Origin of the sequence: Pseudomonas syringae, assembly GCF_001698815.1 — a bacterium.
Taxonomy (GTDB): domain Bacteria; phylum Pseudomonadota; class Gammaproteobacteria; order Pseudomonadales; family Pseudomonadaceae; genus Aquipseudomonas; species Aquipseudomonas syringae_A.
This window is the reverse complement of record NZ_LGSI01000038.1, coordinates 1-20,960: the sequence shown is the minus strand read 5'-3', so window position 1 is coordinate 20,960 and position 20,960 is coordinate 1. Positions and strand designations below refer to the sequence as shown.

Sequence of the window (20,960 nt, the reverse complement as noted above, 5' to 3'; positions counted from 1 at the left end):
GGGCAGCTTACTTGACGTGCCGTCCGCCGTTTACGGTAAGGGTTGTGCCGGTGACATACGGGTTATCCAGCAGGTAACGCAGGCTTTGGTAAATCACCTCGGGACCGGGCTCGATGCCCATGGCTGATTTTGCCAGGGCTTTGGCGCGATAGACCGAATCGTCATGAGGTTGAAACATCAACAGGGCCGGGGCAACGCCATTGACCTTGATCCGCGGCGCAAATCTGGCGGCGAAGGACAAGGTCAGGCTGTCGAGTCCTGCTTTGCTGGCGCAATAAGCGATGTGCTTGCTGCTCCCTTTGCGGGTCACGTCATCGCTGATATGGATAATGTCCGCGACCTCGCATCGATGCAACAACTGCTCGCAATGCAGGTTGATCAGGTAGGGCGCGAGCATATGGACGTTAAACATCCGGGTAAAGACTTGTGCTTCGTCGCCAGGCGTTTCCGCCAACCACTCTGAAGCGTTATGGACGATGGCTCGCAGGCTGTCAGTCTGGTTTTTCAGTGCGGCGATGAATTGCAGGACGCCCGCTTCAGATGAAAAATCGCCATGAATCGCAATAGCGCCTGCCGCGCGCAGCTGTTCAACTTCGGGACGCTCGCTGCGGTAGCTGATGATCACTGGCTGGCCATCCGCCAACAGGCGTTGCGCGCAGTGCAGCCCGACGCGCTGACTGGCGCCAGTGATCAGGATCGGGGCAGGAGACAAAGCCATGAGCGCTCGCACGTCGGAATCATTGGGTGTCGGCCTTTGCTGGCCGCTAGCTGCAGCAAAGTTATACCAATGGTTACTCTTGTACAACTGCGTCCATGCAGGCTTGCGTCAGTCACCTGTCTATAACCCTAGGCTAAGAGAGGTTGCAGCGTGGAAGGCCGCGGGGGAAGGGCGCTAAAACTTATGCAAAACATGTACATTATCTGTGGTGCTTGTACATGTTGTGCGCGTAGGGCTCACCGTGAGTGAGCCGATTCTGTGGTCGTCCGAGGTGCCGGAGTGCTGTTCAGCCACGACGACAGCAAATGCGTCGACAGCGGGATAAACCAGAACACCATCAGCGGCGTCAGCAACAAGGTGCTGATCATCACGCGCGGCAGCAGTTGCAGCTCATTGAGCAGCGGGCTGAGCACGAAATTGAACAGCAGCGAGACCGGGAAAAATGCCAGCCAGATCGCCACGGCCTGTTTCCAGCGCGGCGGGCGTTGACCGACTGCACCGAACCAGCCGTCGATACCGCTGACCCGATGTTCCGAGGGCTGCGCAAAAAGACCGCTGCCGCGCACCAACCAGGAGCTTCGCGAGGCAGAATGCTCCCAGGCGTGCATGGTTTCAGCGTTGGCGAAGCGGAAAATAATCTGGAATTCGTTATCGTCTGGCGGAGGCGCGAGGACACCGGAACCCAGGTAACCGGGGAAGTCGGTGGCCAGTTGTTCGCCTTCACGCAGCCAGGTCATGAGTTCCTGGTAGCGGCCATGGGCCACGCGACGAGCAACCATCAAGGTGACGGGGGTGGTAGACATTGTGTATCTCCGATAAACGAGTGAGATTCCCGGATAGGGAAGTCACATGACAGAGCGCCGGGATAGTGGGCTGCGTCAGCTTCGCGTTTTAGCAAGCAAGGATTATTCCTGAAATTCATAAATAAGCCATAGGGTTTCATCACTTCGTCTGTATCAGTGCGAGTCGCAGGGGTTTTGGCGAAAGACCGGTCCACAGGGGTACAATGCGCCCCACTGTTTCCATGCGATCCCTGTCATGACTGAATCCCTCACTGGCCGCCGTGTTTCAAGCGGCCTTAAGCAAGATCTGAAGCAGGAAGAATTGTTCCCGATCCGTGAAGTGTCGCGCATGACCGGCATCAATCCGGTCACGTTGCGCGCCTGGGAGCGGCGCTATGGCCTGATTCAGCCGACTCGCACCGAAAGTGGTCATCGTCTGTATTCGCAGGCGGATATCGATGAAGTGCGCAGCATCCTGAGCTGGATCGAACGCGGCGTGGCGGTGAGCAAGGTCAGCAAGATTCTCGCCAAGACCCAGGCCGCGCGCATTCAGGCGGTGGCGCCCGAGAGCGATATTGCGCTGGGCGAATGGGGCGAATGGCAGGCACAAGTGCGGCAGGCCGCTGGCTCCTTCGACGAACGCCGCCTGGAACAACTTTACGGCCAGGTGTTTTCCAGCTATCCGATGACCGTGGTATTCCAGGACATTTTGCTGCCGGTCTGGCGTGAATTGTTGCTGCATCACGACCGTTTCGGCCAGGTGAGCGAATGGCTGTTTCTGGACAGCTTCCTGCGTGCCCGCACCTTGCAACGCCAGCAATTGTCGAGTGGTTTGACCGAGAGGAAAGTCGTGCTCGCGGGCGTGCCGGGACAATGTCGGGAGCTGGAACTGTGGGTTGCGGGATTATTGCTGGGCTGTCCTGACTTCGATATTCAGGTCCTGGCGTTGGGCCAGCCTCTGGAAGAACTGACGCTGGTGTGTGGCAAGGTTCGTCCGGTGGCTGTCGTGCTGTTTACCAATCACCCGCCGACCCTTGATTTGCCGCGCCGACTCAAACGCCTGGCGTTGGCACTCGACTGCCCTCTGGTGCTGGCTGGCGAGGGGGCCGATCTGGCGCAGGAAAGTCTTGATGGATCCCCGGTCGCGTGTATCGGCAGCGAAGGCAGCTTCATGCAGCGGCGCTTGCGGCAGTTTATCGAGGGGCATCTGGATACGTGATTGCGTGCAGGAAGGTTTTTGCGGCACCGATCAACGATGCATGGTTGGATAGACGCGCTGGTGTTCCTCAAGGATGTACTGGCGCAGACGTTCGGTCTCTTCCTTGTTGCGCTGGCTCAGACGATACGCCGCAAGCCCCGACTCGGTGAGACGTTCGAACGTACCACGAAGGGAAATGGGCTCGTGCCCGACAGGCGCGAACCAGGCGGAGAAGTTTTTCGGCGGCTTGATCGACCGGCGATTTTCCAGCAGTACGCCTTTGAACGAAACCTCATGAACCCATAACGACGTCGGAGTACCTTTTTCGGTCTCCAGCGGCATGGGCTCCTGCAGCGTCAGGCGCCACGGACGTATTCGCGGCCCTTCTTCGAAAATGCTCGGCGCGCCCAATTCGAGGTGCAAGGCGTGAAATTCGTCTTCCACCAGATGCAGTGGGAACGTCATCTGCTGATTGGCGAATTGCGCCTGGATCGTCACCTGCTCATGAGCCGCCAGACGGGTGAGCAATTCCTGGATGTGTATCCCACCGTTCACCGTCAAACTGCGTGTCGCATCGCGCACGTTCAGTTTGGGGTTGTGCTGCATGTTCTGGATAAAATCCAGCTCAGCCTGGGTGAGAAGGGTGTCGTGGGGCATCACGGGGCTCGAAAAAACCGGTTATTGGGAAAGCAGACCATTAATTCAACATTATGTTGCACTCAGGTGTTTTTTTAACGCGGCGATCTCCTCTTTGGCAATAGCCAATTCAACCTCCAGTTCAACCACCCGCTGCTGAGCCTCCACCTGTTTGGTGACGTTTTTCTGAATGCCGATGAAGTAAGTCAGCTGATCGGCCTCATTGAGCACCGGCGTTATCGATAACTCGTTCCAGAATGGCGTGCCATCCTTGCGGTAATTACGCAGAATCTGGCGGCAAGGCTGGCCGCTGTGGACCGCTTCGCGAATGGCTACCAGCGCCGGCTGTTGTCGATCGTCGCCCTGCAGGAAGCGGCAATCCTGATAAAGGATGTCGTCCACCGGATAGCCGGTCAGCATTTCAAATGCCTTGTTCGCATAGATCAGAATATTGTCTTCACCTTCCTGCTCGGCGACGACAATGCCGTCATTGGAAGCGTCCACCACCAGTTGCAGCAGTTTTGCATTGATCATGAAGAGAGTTCCGAAGCCGGGAGCAAAGACAGCATTCTAGGTCATGGGCTGGCTTGAGGCATAATGTCCGACGTTTTTCCGCTGATACAGGATGATTCATGAAAGTCGCCATCGTTTCCGGTTCTGTCTATGGATCGGCTGAAGAAGTCGCTCGACACGCCGGGAAAATCCTTCGCGACGCCGGTCTCGACGTTCTGCAAGACCCGCGTGTGACCCTCGAAGGCTTGCAATCCTTCGCCCCGCAAGCCTTGTTGTTCGTGACGTCGACCACCGGCATGGGTGAACTGCCCGATAACATCCAGCCGGTTTATTCGCAGATCCGCGATGTTCTGCCAGCAGCCTGGCGCGGCTTGCCCGGCGGTGTCATTGGCCTGGGCGATGCCAGTTACGGTGACACCTTCTGTGCCGGCGGCGAGCAGATCCGCGAGTTGTTCACGGAACTGGGGGTCATTGAGGTCCAGGAGATGCTGCGTCTGGATGCCAGTGAAAGCGTCACGCCCGAGACCGACGCCGAGCCATGGCTCGCGCAGTTCGTCGAGTTGTTGAAACGCTGACTCACGCGAATCAAACGCGACTCGTTGCAGCGAGGCTTGCCCGCGAATCAGGCGCCTCGGTGACCCGGATCCACCGCGTCATCGTTCTTCGCGGGCAAGCCTCGCTCCAACGGGTCGGTGTTAGCTGCGCGACGAGCGTCCGTAAAGACGAATTGGCCTTTTAAGCCGTCAGAATGGCCGCCAGGTCCCCGACGGTTTTGCCGGGTATGGCTAAACTTTGCATCCAGAGCAAACCCTGAATGCCGAGGAACCGCCGTGAACCCTACCCAAGTTCTGCACACTCCCGATGCGCCACTGAATGTAAAAGACCAGGTCAGCCCTGCCGAATGGCAGACCCGCGTCGATCTCGCCGCCTGCTACCGTCTGGTCGCGCTGCATGGCTGGGACGATCTGATTTTTACCCACATCTCGGCCAAGGTGCCGGGCACCGATGATTTCCTGATCAATCCGTACGGCTTGATGTTCCACGAGATCACAGCGTCGAATCTGGTCAAGATCGATCAGGCGGGCAACAAGCTGATGCCCAGCCCTTACGAGATCAACCCCGCAGGCTTCACCATCCACAGCGCGATCCATGAGGTTCGTCATGACGTCGCCTGCGTGCTGCACACGCATACCGCTGCAGGCGTGGCGGTGTCGGCGCAGCAGCAGGGGATTTTGCCGATCAGTCAGCAATCACTGTTTGTTCTGTCGAGCCTCTCTTACCATCCGTACGAAGGCGTTGCCCTCAATCATGAGGAAAAAGCCCGCCTGCAGTTCGATCTGGGCGAAACGAATTTTCTGATGCTGCAAAACCATGGTCTGTTGACCTGTTCGGCGAGCATCGCCGATACCTTCCTGATGATGTTCATCTTCCAGCGCGCCTGCGAAATCCAGGTCATGGCCCAAGGCGGCGGGGCGCAGTTGATTACCATCGACGGGCAGATTCTCGCGGGCGCGAAAGCCATGGTGGCCGGCGTGACGAAAAGCGCCCAGGGCATGGGCGGCGCGCTTGCCTGGCCAGCGTTGCTGCGCAAACTCGACCTGACCGATGCGGGTTACAAGCAATAATGCCGCTGACCGAAATTCCGCTGCGTATCTGGCGCACCCGTGGACAGACGTTCGACTTCAAAGGCCATGCCATTCGCTATTGGACGGCGGGCGAGGGTGAGCCTTTGTTGCTGATTCACGGTTTCCCGACCGCCAGCTGGGACTGGCATTTCCTCTGGCAACCCTTGGCGACCCGGTATCGGGTGATTGCCTGCGACATGCTCGGTTTCGGCGATTCGGCCAAACCGCCGCGCCATCCTTACAGCCTCATCCAGCAAGCTGACTTGCAACAAGCCTTGTTGCAGCACCTGGATGAAGCGCGGCCGATTCACGTACTGGCCCATGATTACGGTGACAGCGTTGCCCAGGAGCTGTTGGCGCGTCATCACGAGGGGCGCTTTGCGATGGCCAGTTGCGTATTCCTCAATGGCGGCCTGTTTCCGGAAACCCACCGCAAGGTCTTGGCGCAAAAGCTGTTGCTGAGTCCGCTGGGCTGGATGTTCAGCCGGATGTTCGATCGAGGCGGTTTGGCCAAAAATTTCAGCAGGATCTTTGGTCCGAATACCGGCCCCAGTGAAAGTGAGCTGGACGATCTGTGGAGCCTGATCGCGGCCAACAAAGGCGAGCGAATCCTGCATCGCCTGATTCGCTATATCCCGGAGCGCGTCGAACAGCGTGAACGCTGGGTGGGCGCCATGCAGACGGGAGACGTGTCGTTAAGAGTGATTGACGGGGCGGTCGACCCTATTTCAGGCGCGCACATGGTCGAGCGCTACCGGCAGCTGATCCCCGACGCCGATACCGTGCTGCTGGGGGGCATCGGTCACTACCCGCAATTGGAGGCGCCATCGTTAGTGCTTCGCCACTATCTGGCGTTCCGGGCTGCCATAGAGCAAGAAGGGGAGGACGCGATCCGGAACGCAGCGCATCCAGCGGCATTATCGGGCACTATTCAGTGAAGATTGGTTTGATTGTGACTGGAAGTCGGGTGTACGACACTGATGCAAGCGCGTCTGCCGACCTTTCCTGGAGCTAGTCATGAGTGAACCTGTCCATTTCGACGAAAAAGTAGTGATCGTCACCGGTGCTGGCGGCGGATTGGGTCGCGCTCATGCGTTACTGTTTGCCCGCCATGGCGCTCGCGTGGTGGTCAACGATCTTGGCGGTTCCGCCAGTGGGGAAGGCGCCAACTCGTCGGCGGCAGACCGAGTGGTCAGCGAGATTCGCGAAGCGGGCGGCACGGCGGTGGCCAATCACGATTCGGTAACCGATGGCGACAAGATCGTCCAGAACGCCCTGGACGCTTTCGGCCGTGTTGACGTCGTGGTGAACAACGCCGGAATCCTGCGCGATAAATCCTTTGTCAAAATGGAAGATGCCGACTGGGATCTGGTTTATCGCGTGCACGTTGAAGGCGCTTATAAGGTGACGCACGCGGCCTGGCCTCACTTGCGAGAGCAAAACTATGGCCGCGTGATATTTACCTCATCGACTTCCGGTATCTACGGCAACTTCGGCCAGTCCAATTACGGCATGGCCAAGTTGGGACTTTATGGCCTGACGCGCACCTTGGCCCTGGAAGGTCGCAAGAACAACATCCTGGTCAATGCCATCGCTCCAACCGGTGGCACGCGAATGACCGAAGGGCTGATCCCGCCCAATGTCTTCGAGTTGCTCAAGCCTGAACTGATCAGCCCGTTAGTTGTGTACCTGGGCAGCGACCAATGCCAGGACAGCGCGGGTTTGTTCGAAGTGGGCGGCGGCTGGATCGGCAAAGTCCGCTGGGAGCGAAGCCTCGGAGCTGGCTTCGACCCTCATGCAGGGTTCAGCCCGGAAGATGTCGCCGCGCAGTGGCAAGTCATTAGTGATTTCGGCGGAGCAGTGCATCCTGGGGATAACGTTGAGGCACTGAAAGAAATGATGGCGAATTTGCAGAGGTATAGGGGTTAAATAAAACTATCTAATTGCGCAACGAAACGGCTGATTAAATAATTGATAATTAGGAGGCTTCGTTGCGCGGTGTAAGAATATTCCATATGACAAGTAGTACCCGTCTGGATTTAACCCGTTGGGTGTTCTGTCTATAAAGTCGCCCGGCCAGTTCCCGATATGTTCGATGAATACTTCATTCGACGTAAAAGGAGCAGCATCATGGGAATGGTTAATCGATACGGCGAAATGCCGCCAGTCATTATCAAGCCACGGCTTGAGGATCCATCAATTAAAAAAACCAGTGCCAATACCAACCGTATCTTGTTGGAGATCGGCGAGAACCCCGTCGCGCTCAATACCATGGCCATGGAGCAAAGCAAACTCCGGCCATTGTTCAAAGACTTTGATGCGGAAAAGGTCAGCCCTGAAGAGTTGGGAAACATTGGCAAACAACTCCTGGCTTTTGGTCTGGTCGATAATCTGACTGCGGATCTAATGGGGCGTGCGGCCCTGGAGTTCGACAAGGACGGCAAAATCTCACACCCGGATGTCAAGATAAATGCCCTGGAGTTCTTCGCCAAACGTATCGATGAAATGCAGACTAAAGTACTGACAGGGGATAAATATTCAAAATTGTTGTTGCCGGATTACATCAAGACAGTCCATGTCATGAAAAACCTGCAGGTGTTTGCATCGACAGGGGACAGTTACGGGACGATGGCCCTTAACAAACGCATAAAAAATGGCGAAAAGATCAAGGATGAACTCCTGCCACCCAAATTGAAATCGAAGGTGTAGTGGCGCAAGGCCATAATTTGGCGGAAGGCAAAAAAAAGCCGCTGTATTAACAGCGGCTAAACAAGACGTAGATCCAGGAGCTATAAAATCAACGTCGATACACTCTGAAAGTCCGGTACGTCAGGGACAGCAACGTGCCAGCGAAAATCGATGGGGTAAACAAGACAAGTTAATTGAGCGGCTTGCTTAAAGTCCGGCAAGAATAGAGTGTTTAATTGCATTAGAAAACAGTGGTTTGCGACATTAACTGTTGCATGCACGGCAACAGTCGCTACAGGCCGCTCAGTGTATGGCTTTGCTCGATGGCAGCTGGCTCAAACGCTCGGTGAGCCTGAGGCGCTGAAGCGGATCGTCGCTCAAGAGCAGAGCGTGTTCCAGATCAAATCGTTCCGCCTGCGGACATTCCAGGGCGTGATACAGGCCAGCCCGGACCAGATGATCCCCAGTGGTCGCCTGGCCCAGTTCCACCACGCGATCAGCATCTTTGAGCGAGGCCAGCAGATCGTCATTCAGTTGGTGCAGATGCCGTAGATTGCGCGACAGCCGTTGCAACATGCTCAAGTCCGTGGCGTGAATCATGTGCGCCGCGCGCAGTTGCATGTCTGGCCCGAACTGGCGAACCAGCAGCTCTCGGCAGTCGTGCGGGTAGAGCCGCCGCCCACCACAAGGGTCCAGCAAATGGTCGGCGCCGGGAACCCGCAGTAGAAAATGCCCGGGGAAATTTACCCCTTCGAGTTTGATCTCCAGCCGCCTGGCGATTTCCAGGGCGATCAAAGCCAGGGCCAATGGTTGACCGCGACGACGTTGCACTACTTTGTGCAACAGCGCCGATTCAGGTTTCGGAGGGTTCCAGTCGTCTTGGGCAAACCCCATGGCATTGAGTTGACGCAACAAGGGTTGGGCCAGCTCGGAAGGCGGCAGCGACGGCAGGGCGTTGTTCACCTGACGCTGCAATTGATCCATTTCGGCGCGTAGATGCCGGGGCAGAAACTGCGGGTCATGTTCGGCCGAAACCCACAGCGCAGCCTCGAACACATCGCAAGGGCTTTGTTGCAGGCTAGACAGGCAATGCTGGCGTGGCGTCATCGACCCCTCCGACCGAATCCGGGCAACTGGAATGTTGGCAGCGATGACTTGTTTTAGCCTCCGTCGCAGATTTCGTCCAGTGCCGAATGTAAGTGCGGGTGTGTTTGATCCGCATGCACCAGCGGTCAATCATTTTTCCCAGCAGCGCCTATAATCGCCTTAGAAAAAAAGTATTCCGGGAGCACTGCCGATGTTCGCTCTCATGCACAGTTCAAGCATCGAATCACTGCATCTGGTCGTCGATCCCGAAACCGGCCTGAAGGCAGTGATCGCTATCGACAATTGCCAGCGCGGTCCTGCCTTGGGCGGATGTCGTTACCTTGCCTATCCCGATGAAGACAGCGCCATCGAGGACGCCATCCGTCTGGCTAGAAACATGAGCTACAAATCGGTACTCGCCGGTCTGCCGCAAGGTGGCGGCAAGGCGGTCATCATGCGTCCCGCCCATGTTCCTGATCGCGCTGCCCTGTTCGAGTCTTTCGGACGCTTCGTCGAGAGCCTGGACGGGCGCTACATCACGGCAGTGGACAGCGGAACCTCCAGCGCCGATATGGACTGCATTGCGCAACACACCCAACACGTGACCAGCACCACTGAAGCCGGCGATCCTTCGGCGCATACCGCCATGGGCGTCTTTGCCGGGATTCGGACCACGGCCATGGCGCGTCTGGGCAGCGACAATCTGGAAGGGCTGCGCATCGCCATTCAAGGCCTGGGGCATGTGGGTTACGCCCTGGCCGAACAACTTCATGCGGCCGGTGCCGACCTGCTGGTCAGCGATCTGGACAGCGGACGCGTGCAGCTCGCAATGGAGCAGTTCGGCGCCCATCCGATTGCCTGCGAAGCTCTGCTCAGCACGCCCTGCGACATCCTCGCACCCTGCGGGCTGGGCGCGGTGCTCAACAGCAAGAGTGTCGCGCAGCTACGTTGCGCGGCGGTGGCGGGCGGGGCCAACAATCAATTGACCAGCCTGCAGGTCGCCGACCAACTGGAGAATCGCGGCATTCTGTATGCGCCGGACTATGTGATCAATTCTGGCGGACTCATCTACGTCGCCCTGCAACATCGCGGGGAAACGCTCTCCACCATCACCGCCCATCTTGCCAGGATCGGACAACGATTGACTGAGGTCTACGCCCACGCACAAGCGGAAAAGCGCTCACCCGCGCGGGTCGCTGACATGTTGGCGGAGCACCTCTTGAACGTCGGCCCACGCCTTACCCGGTGATTGCCGACGCCTGAAACCTCGTCGCCACAAGTGCCGAGGTTTTCGTGTAGCACGCGTATCCCGCGTGCAAGGAGAAAGCAATGCCCAGCACCAGGCTCGCTGTTGCGTATACCCGTTACCTTGCCCCGGATGGTCGTCTGACAGGTGAACTGCCAGCCTGGGCCGACGACTTCAATCTCCTGACCCGTCTCTACCGGCAAATGGTCCTGACCCGGCTTTTCGACCAGAAAGCCGTAGCGCTGCAACGTACCGGGCGCATCGGCACTTACGCGCCGACCCTTGGTCAGGAAGCCATTGGCGTTGCCATCGGCAGCCTCATGCATCCTGAAGACGTGCTTATCCCGTACTACCGCGACACTGCCGTGCAGTTGATGCGTGGCGTGCGCATGGAAGAAATCCTCCTGTATTGGGGCGGTGACGAGCGCGGCAGCAACTTTGCCGAACCGGCCGTCGCTGAGGATTTCCCGCTCTGTGTGCCGATTGCCACTCAGGCGCTGCATGCCTGCGGCGTCGCCAGTGCGTTCAAGATTCGCGGCGAGCATCGGGTCGCGGTGACGACCTGCGGCGACGGCGCGACCAGCAAAGGTGATTTTCTCGAAGCACTGAATGTGGCGGGTGCCTGGCAACTGCCGGTGGTGTTCGTCATCAATAACAATCAGTGGGCGATCTCCGTGCCCCGGCACATGCAGTGCGGCGCGCCGACGCTGGCGCAAAAAGCCATCGGTGCCGGCTTCCACGGCGAGCAAGTCGACGGTAACGACATTCTCGCTGTCTACGATCGCATGCAGATTGCCCTGGAACGTGCGCGCAAAGGCAAAGGGCCAGTGCTGCTGGAATGCCTGAGCTATCGGCTCGGCGATCACACCACGGCGGATGACGCCACACGTTACCGGGCCGCTGAAGAAGTGAAGCAGGCCTGGCTGGAAGAGCCGATCAAACGCCTGCAATCGTTCATGGCCAGTCAGGGGGTTTGGGACGAAGGCCGCGAACAGGCGCTCGTCACTGAATGCCAGGCGCTGGTGCAGCAGGCGGTTGATGCGTTCGACGCAGCCGGTGTTCAGCCGCCGGAATCGGTGATCGATCACGTCTACGCCAAATGGCCAGCGGCACTCGCCGAGCAGCGTGAATGGTTCCTTGAGCGCGCCGCACGCCGCGCCGGAGGTGAGCATCATGAGCAGTGAAAAAGTCAGCCTGCTGGAAGCGGTCAACCTTGCCCTGCATCGAGCCATGGCCGAAGACGAAAACGTCGTGGTGTTGGGGGAAGACGTTGGTGTCAATGGCGGAGTATTCCGCGCCACTCAAGGCTTGCGCGACAGTTTTGGTTTCAAGCGGGTGATCGATTCGCCGTTGGCGGAAACCATGCTCGGCGGACTGGTCATCGGCATGGCGGCACAGGGATTGAAACCGGTGGTGGAAATCCAGTTCATGGGCTTTATCTATGCCGCCATGGAACACCTGGTTTCCCACGCCAGCCGCATGCGCAACCGGACTCGCGGACGCCTGAGTTGCCCAATGGTCATGCGTTCGCCCATGGGCGCGGGCATTCGCGCTCCGGAACATCACAGCGAAAGTACCGAGGCGCTGTTCGCCCACATCCCCGGCCTGCGCGTGGTCATCCCGTCCTCGCCCGCCCGGGCTTACGGCCTGCTGCTGGCGGCCATCGACGATCCTGATCCGGTGATCTTCCTGGAGCCGACCCGGCTGTACCGCATGAACCCGCAACCGCTGCTCGACGACGGCAAGCGCTTGCCGCTGGACACGTGTTTCACCCTGCGTGAAGGCAGCGATATCACACTGATCAGCTGGGGCGCGAGCGTCCACGAAACCCTGCAGGCTGCCACTGCATTGAGTGAACAAGGCATCTCGGCGGAAGTGATCGACGTGGCCTGCGTCAAGCCGCTGGATCTGGACACCCTCGAAGCATCGGTGCGCAAGACCGGACGCTGCGTCATCGTGCATGAAGCGCCGCGCTCCTGCGGCGTCGGTGCGGAGATCGCCGCCAGTCTCTACGAGCGGGTTTTGCTGGATTTGCAGGCGCCCATCGTGCGAGTTACGGCGCCGGATATTCCGCCGCCGCTGTATCGACTGGAGCAACTGTACATTCCCGGCGTGGAAGACATTCTTCACGCCTGCGATCAAGTGCTCAATTTTGCCTGACGGCCCAGATTCAGGAGATTTGCGATGAAATATTTCAAACTGCCCGATCTGGGTGAAGGCTTGCAAGAAGCGGAAATCGTCGAATGGCACGTCAAGGCGGGGGATACGGTCAAGGCCGATCAATTGATGGTTTCAGTGGAAACCGCCAAGGCCATTGTCGATATTCCCGCGCCTTATGACGGCGTGGTCGCCAAGGTCTACGGCGGCGATGGCGACATCCTGCATGTGGGCGAACCCTTGATGGCATTCGAAGGCGAAGGCGATGCGGGAACCGTGGTCGGACGCCTCGAAGGCGGCGGCAGTCAGGACGATCAGTTCTTCGTTGGCGCCGCGCCTTCGACCCGCGAGCATCTGGCAGCCAAGGCGACACCGGCGGTCCGGCAACTGGCGCGGCAATTGGGCGTGGACATCGGCGCATTAAGCGGTTCGGGCAGTGACGGCCTGATCACCCGCGCCGATGTCGAAAGCGCAGCACAGGCCGACCGCGACCGTTTTGGCGGCGAAAAGCTGCGCGGCGTCAGACGCAGCATGGCGCTGAATATGGCCCGATCCCACGCGGAAATCGTGCCGGTGACGATTTATGGCGATGCCGATCTGCACCGCTGGTCGCAAGCCCGCGATCCATTGATCAGGCTGGGTAAAGCCATGGCGGCTGCCTGCAAAGTCGAGCCGGTACTCAATAGCTGGTTCGATGGCAAATCCCTGTCCATCAAACAGCATCAGCAGCTTGATCTGGGCATTGCCGTGGACACGCCGGACGGCTTGTTTGTGCCGGTCCTGCGCGATGTGGGCAATCGCGAGTCTGCCGATTTGAAAGAAGGCATGAGCCGCCTGCGGGCGGATGTCCAGGCGCGGTCGATCCCGCCGAAGGAAATGATGGGCGCGACGATTACCCTGTCCAACTTCGGCACCTTGTTCGGCCGCTACGCCAGTCCGGTGGTGGTGCCGCCACAGGTGGCGATCATCGGCGCGGGCGCGATTCGCGATGAGCCGGTTGCGGTCAACGGCGAAGTGGTGGTGCACCCGATTTTGCCGCTGTCACTGACTTTCGATCACCGGGCTGTTACCGGCGGCGAAGCGGCGCGGTTTTTCCGGGCGTTGGTGGATGAGCTGGAGAAACCTGACTGAGCGTTGTCACGCGACAAACACCGGCCCCGTTGGAGCGAGCGGGCGGCGTTCCGACTTGCCCGCGAATCAGGCGCCTCGGTGACCCAGATCCCACCGCGTCATCGTTCTTCGCGGGCAAGCCTCGCTCCAACAGATCTACCTGGGATGAGCTAATCCCACGCAGGAGGACCGGGCTTTACTCTGCACCTGGACCGTTGAGCAATTCATTCAACGCATCCGGCTGGTTCTTGAATGCGCGGGCAAAAATATCGCGATTCTTCGCCATATAAATCCCGGCTTCCTCGACCTGGGCTTCGCTCAGGGAAGGTACGGCCTTGTTCAACACTGCTGCCAGCAACTCAGCGAGTTCGAGCATTTTGTCATGACGATCAGCTTCGGCTTTATCCATGAACAAACGCTCCAGATCTCGGCTGCTGCGGTATACCACTTCGACGGCCATTCACCACCTCACATGCCTTCACGATAGTTGTCTTTAACGACTACTGTATTTTTATACAGTGCCTAGCATAGGCGAATTTTTCCGCGCTGGATAGTGGCCTTCATGCTTCTTTTTTCAATCATGGATGTGCCTTGCGACAACCCGCCACGCTCTCAACCATAGCTAATGGCCTCGTTCCTGCTTGAAAATGAGACACCGCAAAGCGTCATGCACCGGCTGCATGATACGACCGGGAACGTGCTGCTTAATTTTTGTACAGGATGTGTTGGATATGTCAGAACTGAAATGGGCTGAAAAGCTGCGCAAGAACCTGCACGACCAGGCCGACTCGCTCGGCAATCTCTGCGTCGAGGCTTTCCACTATCTGGCGCTGTTCGGTATCGGCGCGATCACGGCCTACGCGGCGGTGACGACCTTTATCGGTATGCTCGAAAAAGGCAGCATCAGCGTCGACGATATTCTGCTGCTGTTTATCTACCTTGAGCTGGGTGCCATGACGGGCATTTATTTCAAGACCAACCACATGCCGATCCGCTTCCTGCTTTACGTGGCGATCACAGCGCTGACGCGGCTCTTGATCGGCGACGTATCGCATCACAACGCGCCTGACCTGGGGATCATTTATTTGTGTGGCGGGATATTGCTGCTGGCGTTTTCGATTCTGGTGGTTCGATACGCGTCGTCGAAATACCCATCGGTCAAGGACAAGGCCGAAAACTGATCGAGATAATCGCCGGGAAGGTATTCAGGCCCGCTGAAAGCGTTCGGTAGTCGGGCCTGAATCTGGCATCAGATGAGTGTGGAAATCTTGCGCATCATCACGACCGCGATGACACGCCATTAAACACTTACCGCCAATCGTGGGCGATCGCGCAGCCAGTTGCTGCGTATCGGTGGCGGGGCCAGTTGCTTGAGGTCGCCATCGGTCATGGCCGCGAGGATCTTGATCGCGCTGTGCCCTTGTTCGATCGCGATGCCGAATTGCACGCTTTCAATCAAACGGTTCAGGCGCTTGGGATCGTTGCGCTGTGCGGCGCTGATCAAGCGTTTGGCGACAACGCCGGATTCGTTGGACAGGGTCAGCATGATGCTGCCGTCGAGCCCTTGAATGCTCAGGTTCACCCGATAATCAGGGTGGAACGCGTCAGTGATCTGTTGAAAAGGATTGTCCATTATCGGCTACCTGCTTTAGGGGGCTGCATAAGTTGACTGGGCTTTTGGCAATTTAGTTCTCGGCTCAAGTGGATTGATGGGAAATTTCCTACGCTTGCTGTCGGTGCTGAAAACTGGCATCTTTCGCGTTAATGATAATTTTTCGTGTTTGAGAAGTATTGACACATGCACGACTTCTCCGCATCTGATCGCGACCTGATCAACCGCCAGCGGCAAATCTCCGAACTCTACGCCGACCATCACGGCTGGTTGCACGGCTGGCTGCGTAAGAAACTTGGTTGCTCGCAGCGCGCTGCCGATCTGGCCCATGATGCGTTCATTCGGGTGCTTACCCTGGCCGAGCCGCATAATCTCAAGGAGCCTCGCGCCTTCCTGACGACGACGGCCACGCGCCTGATGATCGACGGTGGGCGGCGGCGCAAGGTCGAACGCGCTTACCTTGATGCTCTGGCACTGCATGCCGATGAAGCCTCTTTTCCGAGCCCGGAAGCGATTCACGCCGCCTTGGAGATTCTGGAAAGGATCGCCCAGATGCTGGAGGGTTTGCCGGCCAAACCGCGTCAGGCATTTTTGCTCAATCGCCTGGACGGCCTGACCTACAGCGAAATCGCCACGGTGTTGGGTGTCTCCAGCAGCATGGTCAAGCAGTACATGGCCAGCGTGCTGGTGCATTGCTACAAAGCACTGCATGGTTCGGGCCACCTGTCATGAGCACCGAGTACGAACCGACCGAAGCAATGATCGGCCAGGCCGCGAGTTGGTTGGCGTTGCTGCACGACGATGGGGTCACTGCGCAGGATCGCCAGGCCTTCAATACCTGGCGACAGGAAGATCCACGACACTTCCTGGCCGTGGCGCGCATGCAATCCTTGTGGGGCAGTTTCGAGCAGTTGCCGACGGCTCCGGCGCGGATGGCTCTGGACCAGGCTTTCGCGCGTTCGCCGGGCAAGTCTTCGCGGCGCTATCTGCAGACGATTGCTTTATGCGGCAGCCTGGCTCTGGCCTGGTTCAGTCTCGATCAGGCACCCATCTGGATGGCCGATCAGCGCACCCACGTTGGCGAGCGCCGCGAGATCGCCCTGGCCGACGGCAGCCATTTGCGGCTCAACAGTGACTCGGCGGTCGATGTGGAATTCGACGAGCGGCGGCGGGTGATCGACTTGCATCGCGGCGAGGTGTGGGTCGAGGTCGCCAAGGACCCGCAGCGACCGTTCGTGGTGCGCACCGATCAAGGCACCATTACAGCGCTGGGCACACGGTTTCTGGTGCGTAGTGGGGCGGACGGCGGGGTTCAGGTCAGCGTGCTGGAATCCGCCATCGCCGCCAATGCCAACAGTTCCGTGGCGGTCCGGGTCAGCGCTGGTCAGCGGGCGATGCTCAAGGATGGCCTGGTGCAGACGCCGCAATCGATCGGCAATGAAGACCCTGCGGCCTGGACGCGCGGTTTGCTCAAGGTCGATGACCGACCGCTTGCCGAGGTGCTGGAGGCGCTGGGGAATTATCGACATGGGCTGTTGCAATTCGATGCGACGGCCCTGCAAGGAATGCGGGTTTCCGGCGTCTTTCAACTGGATGATACCGACGCCGCACTGGCGACTCTGGCCGACAACCTGCCGATCAAGGTCGAGCACTTCACCGATCTGCTGGTACGGGTCAAGCCGGCCGAGTAAGCGCGCTTTTGAACGAAAGAGGGCGGGGTCGTTTTGGCGACCCCGCCCTTCTTTATAGTGTTGCTGAATGGCTCAGCCAACGGTTTGGATCATCCCAGCAGGGCGGTGTCTTTGGCCTGCTCTTTTTCCAGAAATTCTTCTTGCAGCAGGGCGTCCGGGTTTACCGACTCCTGTTCTGCGTCATTGATCACGGGAGCGCCCGGACGTTTGGTACGCAGTTTGCCAAAAAGATGTTCAAGGGCGTGGTCGAGTTTTACTGCTGCGCCATCTACGGCCTGATCCAGCGTATCGGCCTTGTGGGTAACGGAAATAGGTTGATGACCTTTTGGTCGGGCTTCCATCTGGCAGCGCATGTCGTGCGGGCCGGGCTTGTCACCGTTTTCATCGCGAATATGGACTTCAATGCGAGTCAAATCTTCGTCATAGCGTTCGAGCGTGCTTTCAACGGTGGTACGTACCCACTCCTCCAGTCGAATACTGCTTTCGATGTGGTTATCGCAATTGACCTGGATTTGCATAGTTCTTCCCTTATAAGGCTTGCTCGTATGAGATCGGACGACACGACCGGTTGACTGGTTCATTTCGTCTGCGCTCATTCACAGTGTTGGCGCCTACGCAGGAACAATTCAACCCCATTAAGAAAGAAATATTTCGCCGCAAAAAAATAATCGTCAGGTTTTGAATGTAAATCGCTCTCATTCACTGTCTGTTTTTCGCGCATGTCCGTCATGGCTATGGAAAACCTAATTTCACAGTGAAGGATCGTTCATGTCACGCCCTGTTAATTCGTTGCATCCTCTGGCGCTTACCGTGTTGATGGCGTGTGCCGTAGCGCCTTTGCACGCTGCCGAATCTGCGCCAGCCCAGCCCGCCAGCGCGGCGCGCAGCTTCGCCATCCAGGCCGGTGATTTGAGCCAGGCGCTCAATGCCCTGGCCGAGCAGGCCAATCTGGTTCTGGCATTCGACCCGGCCTTGACCCGGGGCAAACGCAGCAACGGCTTGCAAGGTGCGTTCGGCACGGATGAGGCAATCGCCAGATTGCTCGCTGGCAGCGGTTTGCGCGCAACTACACTTTCGGCCAGTCGCTATCGAATCGAAGCAGCACCCGCTGCCGCCGAAGGCACCGTGGAGCTGCAAGCCACTGCCATCAGCGGCGCGTATCAGAACGAAAGTCCGACCGGCCCGGTTTCCGGTTATGTGGCCACGCGCAGCCGGGTCGGCACCAAGACCGATTCGGCCTTGATTGAAACCCCGCAATCCATTTCCGTGGTCACCAAGGATCAGATGCGCGCGCAGGGTGCCCAGAGCCTCAATCAGATCCTGCGCTACACCGCCGCAGTGGTTCCGGAAACCCGTGGTTCTACCGCTTCACGACTCGATCAGTTGACGATTCGCGGTTTTTCCCCGGCGACTTACCTTGATGGCCTGCGCATGCCGGGCAGCCGTGATGCGTCGCCGCAAAAGGACTCCTTCGATCTGGAACGCGTTGAAGTGCTGCGCGGTCCATCGTCGGTGCTGTATGGCCAGGCCAGCCCGAGCGGCGTGGTGAACATGGTCAGCAAGTTGCCGACGGAAACGCCTTTCCATGAAATCGGCATGACCTACGGCACTTTCGACAAGAAGCGTACGACCTTTGATTTTGGCGGGCCGATTGATGATCAAGGGGTGTATTCCTATCGCCTTTCCGGTTTGTACGACGATGCCGATGGGCAAATCGATCACACCGAAACCCGTCGCCAGTCCATCGCCTCGGCCTTCACCTGGCGCCCCAGCGAAGACACGTCGCTGACCTTATTGGCGAACTATCAGGCGGATCCCAAGGGCGCGTCCTACGGGTCGATTCCGGCCTATGGCTCGGTATTGCACAGCCCGACCGGTCGTGACATCGACGTGGATTTTTATGATGGCGAGAAGGATTTCGAAAAGAGCGACCGCAAGTATTACGCCGTCGGTTACTTGTTCGAACATCACCTGAACGACGTCTGGACCTTGCGCCAGAACGCCCGTTATCTGCGCAGCGAAGGTATTTATCAAAGTATCTACAACGGCAGCGACGCGTTGCAGCCGGACTATCGCACCATGGGTCGCTACACCATCGGCAGCGATGTGAATCTGGATGCCTACACGCTGGATAACCAGGCCCAGGCCAAGTTCGATACCGGTCCGTTGCAGCACACGGTTCTGTTCGGCGCCGATTACCAGAACACCAGCACCGACACCAAATCCGGCAACGGCAATGGCCCGTCGCTGGACCTGTTCGATCCGGTTTACGGGCGTCCTGTTACGCCGATCACCTACAGCACCGACGCCACGGCGCGCAGCCAGCAGAAAGGCCTGTATTTGCAGGAGCAGCTGAAGTGGGACAAATGGGTGTTGCTGGCGGGCGGTCGTTACGACTGGGCGGACAGCACCAACAGTTCGGAGCGTCTGACCACTGGTGTGAAAAGCAAAAGCTCGACGGACAGCGAGGCATTCACCGGCCGCTTGGGTCTGGTCTATCTGTTCGACAATGGTCTGGCGCCGTACATCAGCTATTCCGAATCTTTCGAGCCGCAATCTGGTGCGGGCTTTGGCAATACGCCGTTTGATCCCACCGAAGGCAAGCAGTACGAGCTGGGGATCAAATATCAGCCGCCGGGCAGCAACAGTTTCATCACTGCGGCAGTCTTCGATTTGCGCCGCAGCAACGTGCTGACCCAGGACCCGATCCCGACCAATCTGTGCAATGGCGCCCGTTGCCAAGTGCAGACTGGCGAAGTGCAATCCCGTGGCTTTGAACTCGAAGGCAAGGCGAGCCTGAGCGATAACCTGGATATCACCGCGGCCTATGCGTACCTGGATAATCAGGTCAGCAAATCCAACAGCACGGTGCGCGTTTCACCCGGCATTGTCGGCGTGGCCAATGGCCCGGCGCTGACGGCAGAAGGCACCACGCCGCCGGGCATTCCGAAACACACCGCTTCGGCCTGGGTCGATTACACCTTCCGTGACGGCCAGCTCAAAGGCGTCGGTGTGGGCGGCGGTGCGCGCTATGTCGGATCGAGCTGGGGCGATGAGGCCAACTCGTTGAAAGTGCCGGGCTACACGCTGTTCGATGCAGCGGCACATTACGACATCCCGAACATCAACAGCCCGATGGATAACTTGCGCCTGGCATTGAACGTCACCAACCTGGCGAACAAGGAATACGTCGCGTCCTGCTATTACTATTCTTGGTGCTGGTATGGCTCGCAACGCACCGTGCAGGCGAGTGCTACCTATCGGTGGTGATCAGGTTGATGTCCATTGTGGGAACGGATTGAGGTGTGTCCTGATTTCTGTAATTGGATGGACTCGCCCAAGCCGAGGCGTCTGTAGCGCCACGGTGGCATTCTTAAGAAGCCAACGACAGCGAGGGCGAGCCCATGAAAAAGCATACGACCAAAACTCATCCGTCTCCAGTCGATGTGTCTGTGTGTTCGACTGTGGCGGTAGATCTTGCCAAGAATGTGTTCCAGGTGGCCGGGGAAGATGCCCTTGGCCAAGTCATTTACGAAGCCCGAATCAAGTCACGCGAAGCCTTTCTGCTGCTTCTCCACAAGCTGCCGACCGGCGTGACGGTGCTGATGGAAACAGGCCCTGGTGCGCAGGCCTGGGCGCGATTGCTCCAGACACAAGGCAAGCTGGCGAGAATTCTGCCGGCGCAACACGTGGCCGACCACCGCAGCGGCGCCAAGAATGATCGCAACGATGTACTGGCGATCTTGCGCGCAGGCCGAGATCAAAACATTGCGGCAGTGCCGATCAAAAGCACAGCGCAATTGGCTATGCAGGCCCTGCATCGAGCCCGGCAAGGGTACGTGAGGCGGCACACCGCAATGGGTAACCAGATGCGCGGTTTGTTGCTCGAACATGGCAT

Annotated in this window: 23 protein-coding genes; 15 read left to right on the top strand and 8 right to left on the bottom strand. The window is 58.3% G+C overall.

Annotated elements, in window-relative coordinates; all coding sequences use genetic code 11:
- Window positions 1-7: 7 nt before the first annotated feature.
- Entirely contained in the window at window positions 8-712 is a 705-nt protein-coding gene (folM, locus tag AFK24_RS10780) for a dihydromonapterin reductase (protein ID WP_430962154.1), read from the bottom strand.
- Window positions 713-954: 242 nt separating this feature from the next.
- Window positions 955-1,521, bottom strand: coding sequence for an antibiotic biosynthesis monooxygenase (locus tag AFK24_RS10775; protein ID WP_065833230.1), 567 nt, complete (start codon window positions 1,519-1,521; stop codon window positions 955-957).
- Window positions 1,522-1,756: 235 nt separating this feature from the next.
- Between AFK24_RS10775 and AFK24_RS10770 the strand changes: the two genes are divergently transcribed.
- Window positions 1,757-2,719, top strand: coding sequence for a MerR family transcriptional regulator (locus AFK24_RS10770; RefSeq protein ID WP_065833229.1), 963 nt, complete (start codon window positions 1,757-1,759; stop codon window positions 2,717-2,719).
- A 30-nt stretch (window positions 2,720-2,749) separates the two neighbouring features.
- On the opposite strand, the gene AFK24_RS10765 is transcribed toward AFK24_RS10770, so the two are convergent.
- Together AFK24_RS10765 and AFK24_RS10760 are read right to left on the bottom strand one after the other, a co-directional pair.
- Entirely contained in the window at window positions 2,750-3,355 is a 606-nt protein-coding gene (locus tag AFK24_RS10765; protein WP_065833228.1) for a hypothetical protein, read from the bottom strand.
- Between the two features lie 51 nt (window positions 3,356-3,406).
- Window positions 3,407-3,868, bottom strand: coding sequence for a PAS domain-containing protein (locus AFK24_RS10760; RefSeq protein ID WP_065833227.1), 462 nt, complete (start codon window positions 3,866-3,868; stop codon window positions 3,407-3,409).
- Window positions 3,869-3,966: 98 nt separating this feature from the next.
- Between AFK24_RS10760 and AFK24_RS10755 the strand changes: the two genes are divergently transcribed.
- The 5 genes from AFK24_RS10755 to AFK24_RS10735 all read left to right on the top strand — a co-directional run bounded on the left by AFK24_RS10755 (window position 3,967) and on the right by AFK24_RS10735 (window position 8,181).
- Entirely contained in the window at window positions 3,967-4,422 is a 456-nt protein-coding gene (locus tag AFK24_RS10755; RefSeq protein ID WP_065833226.1) for a flavodoxin, read from the top strand.
- Between the two features lie 273 nt (window positions 4,423-4,695).
- Window positions 4,696-5,472 carry a class II aldolase/adducin family protein gene (locus AFK24_RS10750; RefSeq protein ID WP_065833322.1) on the top strand — a complete coding sequence of 259 codons (777 nt, stop codon included), beginning with the start codon at window positions 4,696-4,698 and terminating at the stop codon, window positions 5,470-5,472.
- On the top strand, window positions 5,472-6,410 hold the full coding sequence (locus tag AFK24_RS10745) for an alpha/beta fold hydrolase (protein WP_065833225.1): 939 nt from the start codon (window positions 5,472-5,474) through the stop codon (window positions 6,408-6,410). Before AFK24_RS10750 ends, AFK24_RS10745 begins: the two co-directional genes overlap by 1 nt.
- Before the next feature lie 79 nt (window positions 6,411-6,489).
- Window positions 6,490-7,401 carry an SDR family oxidoreductase gene (locus AFK24_RS10740; protein ID WP_065833224.1) on the top strand — a complete coding sequence of 304 codons (912 nt, stop codon included), beginning with the start codon at window positions 6,490-6,492 and terminating at the stop codon, window positions 7,399-7,401.
- 201 nt (window positions 7,402-7,602) lie between these two features.
- The gene (locus AFK24_RS10735) at window positions 7,603-8,181 is read left to right on the top strand and encodes a hypothetical protein (protein WP_065833223.1); all 579 of its coding nucleotides are present in this window, start codon (window positions 7,603-7,605) and stop codon (window positions 8,179-8,181) included.
- Window positions 8,182-8,463: 282 nt separating this feature from the next.
- Here the strand turns inward: AFK24_RS10735 and AFK24_RS10730 are convergent, their stop codons facing one another.
- Complete coding sequence (locus AFK24_RS10730; RefSeq protein WP_065833222.1) at window positions 8,464-9,267, bottom strand: SirB1 family protein; 804 nt, start codon at window positions 9,265-9,267, stop codon at window positions 8,464-8,466.
- Window positions 9,268-9,457: 190 nt separating this feature from the next.
- Between AFK24_RS10730 and AFK24_RS10725 the strand changes: the two genes are divergently transcribed.
- The 4 genes from AFK24_RS10725 (at window position 9,458) to AFK24_RS10710 (ending at window position 13,780) form a co-directional block, all read left to right on the top strand.
- A complete protein-coding gene (locus AFK24_RS10725) occupies window positions 9,458-10,495 on the top strand; it encodes a Glu/Leu/Phe/Val dehydrogenase family protein (protein WP_065833221.1) in 1,038 nt (345 codons plus the stop codon).
- 80 nt (window positions 10,496-10,575) lie between these two features.
- On the top strand, window positions 10,576-11,676 hold the full coding sequence (gene pdhA / locus AFK24_RS10720) for a pyruvate dehydrogenase (acetyl-transferring) E1 component subunit alpha (protein WP_065833220.1): 1,101 nt from the start codon (window positions 10,576-10,578) through the stop codon (window positions 11,674-11,676).
- A complete protein-coding gene (locus AFK24_RS10715; protein WP_065833219.1) occupies window positions 11,666-12,652 on the top strand; it encodes an alpha-ketoacid dehydrogenase subunit beta in 987 nt (328 codons plus the stop codon). The genes pdhA and AFK24_RS10715 overlap by 11 nt, the downstream gene beginning before the upstream one ends.
- 24 nt (window positions 12,653-12,676) lie before the next feature.
- Window positions 12,677-13,780, top strand: a complete 1,104-nt coding sequence (locus tag AFK24_RS10710; protein WP_065833218.1) for a dihydrolipoamide acetyltransferase family protein — start codon at window positions 12,677-12,679, stop codon at window positions 13,778-13,780.
- Window positions 13,781-13,955: 175 nt separating this feature from the next.
- Here AFK24_RS10710 and AFK24_RS10705 read toward each other — a convergent pair whose 3' ends face one another.
- A complete protein-coding gene (locus tag AFK24_RS10705) occupies window positions 13,956-14,219 on the bottom strand; it encodes a YebG family protein (protein ID WP_065833217.1) in 264 nt (87 codons plus the stop codon).
- A 271-nt stretch (window positions 14,220-14,490) separates the two neighbouring features.
- Here AFK24_RS10705 and AFK24_RS10700 point away from each other — a divergent pair, with 271 nt between their 5' ends.
- A complete protein-coding gene (locus AFK24_RS10700) occupies window positions 14,491-14,940 on the top strand; it encodes a phosphate-starvation-inducible protein PsiE (RefSeq protein WP_020294415.1) in 450 nt (149 codons plus the stop codon).
- A 119-nt stretch (window positions 14,941-15,059) separates the two neighbouring features.
- On the opposite strand, the gene AFK24_RS10695 is transcribed toward AFK24_RS10700, so the two are convergent.
- The gene (locus AFK24_RS10695) at window positions 15,060-15,392 is read right to left on the bottom strand and encodes a DUF3509 domain-containing protein (RefSeq protein ID WP_065833216.1); all 333 of its coding nucleotides are present in this window, start codon (window positions 15,390-15,392) and stop codon (window positions 15,060-15,062) included.
- Window positions 15,393-15,557: 165 nt separating this feature from the next.
- On the opposite strand from AFK24_RS10695, the gene AFK24_RS10690 reads away from it, so the two are divergent.
- Together AFK24_RS10690 and AFK24_RS10685 are read left to right on the top strand one after the other, a co-directional pair.
- A complete protein-coding gene (locus AFK24_RS10690) occupies window positions 15,558-16,103 on the top strand; it encodes a sigma-70 family RNA polymerase sigma factor (RefSeq protein WP_065833215.1) in 546 nt (181 codons plus the stop codon).
- Window positions 16,100-17,062 carry a FecR family protein gene (locus AFK24_RS10685; protein WP_065833214.1) on the top strand — a complete coding sequence of 321 codons (963 nt, stop codon included), beginning with the start codon at window positions 16,100-16,102 and terminating at the stop codon, window positions 17,060-17,062. Before AFK24_RS10690 ends, AFK24_RS10685 begins: the two co-directional genes overlap by 4 nt.
- Window positions 17,063-17,151: 89 nt before the next feature.
- Here AFK24_RS10685 and AFK24_RS10680 read toward each other — a convergent pair whose 3' ends face one another.
- Window positions 17,152-17,580 (bottom strand): HPF/RaiA family ribosome-associated protein, encoded by a 429-nt coding sequence (locus AFK24_RS10680; protein ID WP_020294411.1) that lies wholly within the window; start codon window positions 17,578-17,580, stop codon window positions 17,152-17,154.
- Window positions 17,581-17,830: 250 nt separating this feature from the next.
- On the opposite strand from AFK24_RS10680, the gene AFK24_RS10675 reads away from it, so the two are divergent.
- Both AFK24_RS10675 and AFK24_RS10670 read left to right on the top strand, forming a co-directional pair.
- Window positions 17,831-20,332 carry a TonB-dependent siderophore receptor gene (locus tag AFK24_RS10675; protein ID WP_065833213.1) on the top strand — a complete coding sequence of 834 codons (2,502 nt, stop codon included), beginning with the start codon at window positions 17,831-17,833 and terminating at the stop codon, window positions 20,330-20,332.
- A 134-nt stretch (window positions 20,333-20,466) separates the two neighbouring features.
- Window positions 20,467-20,960 (top strand): IS110 family transposase (locus tag AFK24_RS10670; RefSeq protein WP_430962140.1); only part of this gene is annotated, 494 nt, incomplete at its 3' end.

Bases quoted from the DNA above. Each gene is read 5' to 3' on its own strand.
- AFK24_RS10775 (WP_065833230.1), bottom strand. From the start codon at position 1,521: ATGTCTACCACCCCCGTCACCTTGATGGTTGCTCGTCGCGTGGCCCAT.
- AFK24_RS10770 (WP_065833229.1), top strand. From the start codon at position 1,757: ATGACTGAATCCCTCACTGGCCGCCGTGTTTCAAGCGGCCTTAAGCAA.
- AFK24_RS10765 (WP_065833228.1), bottom strand. From the start codon at position 3,355: ATGCCCCACGACACCCTTCTCACCCAGGCTGAGCTGGATTTTATCCAG.
- AFK24_RS10760 (WP_065833227.1), bottom strand. From the start codon at position 3,868: ATGATCAATGCAAAACTGCTGCAACTGGTGGTGGACGCTTCCAATGAC.
- AFK24_RS10755 (WP_065833226.1), top strand. From the start codon at position 3,967: ATGAAAGTCGCCATCGTTTCCGGTTCTGTCTATGGATCGGCTGAAGAA.
- AFK24_RS10745 (WP_065833225.1), top strand. From the start codon at position 5,472: ATGCCGCTGACCGAAATTCCGCTGCGTATCTGGCGCACCCGTGGACAG.
- AFK24_RS10740 (WP_065833224.1), top strand. From the start codon at position 6,490: ATGAGTGAACCTGTCCATTTCGACGAAAAAGTAGTGATCGTCACCGGT.
- AFK24_RS10735 (WP_065833223.1), top strand. From the start codon at position 7,603: ATGGGAATGGTTAATCGATACGGCGAAATGCCGCCAGTCATTATCAAG.
- AFK24_RS10730 (WP_065833222.1), bottom strand. From the start codon at position 9,267: ATGACGCCACGCCAGCATTGCCTGTCTAGCCTGCAACAAAGCCCTTGC.
- AFK24_RS10725 (WP_065833221.1), top strand. From the start codon at position 9,458: ATGTTCGCTCTCATGCACAGTTCAAGCATCGAATCACTGCATCTGGTC.
- pdhA (WP_065833220.1), top strand. From the start codon at position 10,576: ATGCCCAGCACCAGGCTCGCTGTTGCGTATACCCGTTACCTTGCCCCG.
- AFK24_RS10715 (WP_065833219.1), top strand. From the start codon at position 11,666: ATGAGCAGTGAAAAAGTCAGCCTGCTGGAAGCGGTCAACCTTGCCCTG.
- AFK24_RS10710 (WP_065833218.1), top strand. From the start codon at position 12,677: ATGAAATATTTCAAACTGCCCGATCTGGGTGAAGGCTTGCAAGAAGCG.
- AFK24_RS10705 (WP_065833217.1), bottom strand. From the start codon at position 14,219: ATGGCCGTCGAAGTGGTATACCGCAGCAGCCGAGATCTGGAGCGTTTG.
- AFK24_RS10700 (WP_020294415.1), top strand. From the start codon at position 14,491: ATGTCAGAACTGAAATGGGCTGAAAAGCTGCGCAAGAACCTGCACGAC.
- AFK24_RS10695 (WP_065833216.1), bottom strand. From the start codon at position 15,392: ATGGACAATCCTTTTCAACAGATCACTGACGCGTTCCACCCTGATTAT.
- AFK24_RS10690 (WP_065833215.1), top strand. From the start codon at position 15,558: ATGCACGACTTCTCCGCATCTGATCGCGACCTGATCAACCGCCAGCGG.
- AFK24_RS10685 (WP_065833214.1), top strand. From the start codon at position 16,100: ATGAGCACCGAGTACGAACCGACCGAAGCAATGATCGGCCAGGCCGCG.
- AFK24_RS10680 (WP_020294411.1), bottom strand. From the start codon at position 17,580: ATGCAAATCCAGGTCAATTGCGATAACCACATCGAAAGCAGTATTCGA.
- AFK24_RS10675 (WP_065833213.1), top strand. From the start codon at position 17,831: ATGTCACGCCCTGTTAATTCGTTGCATCCTCTGGCGCTTACCGTGTTG.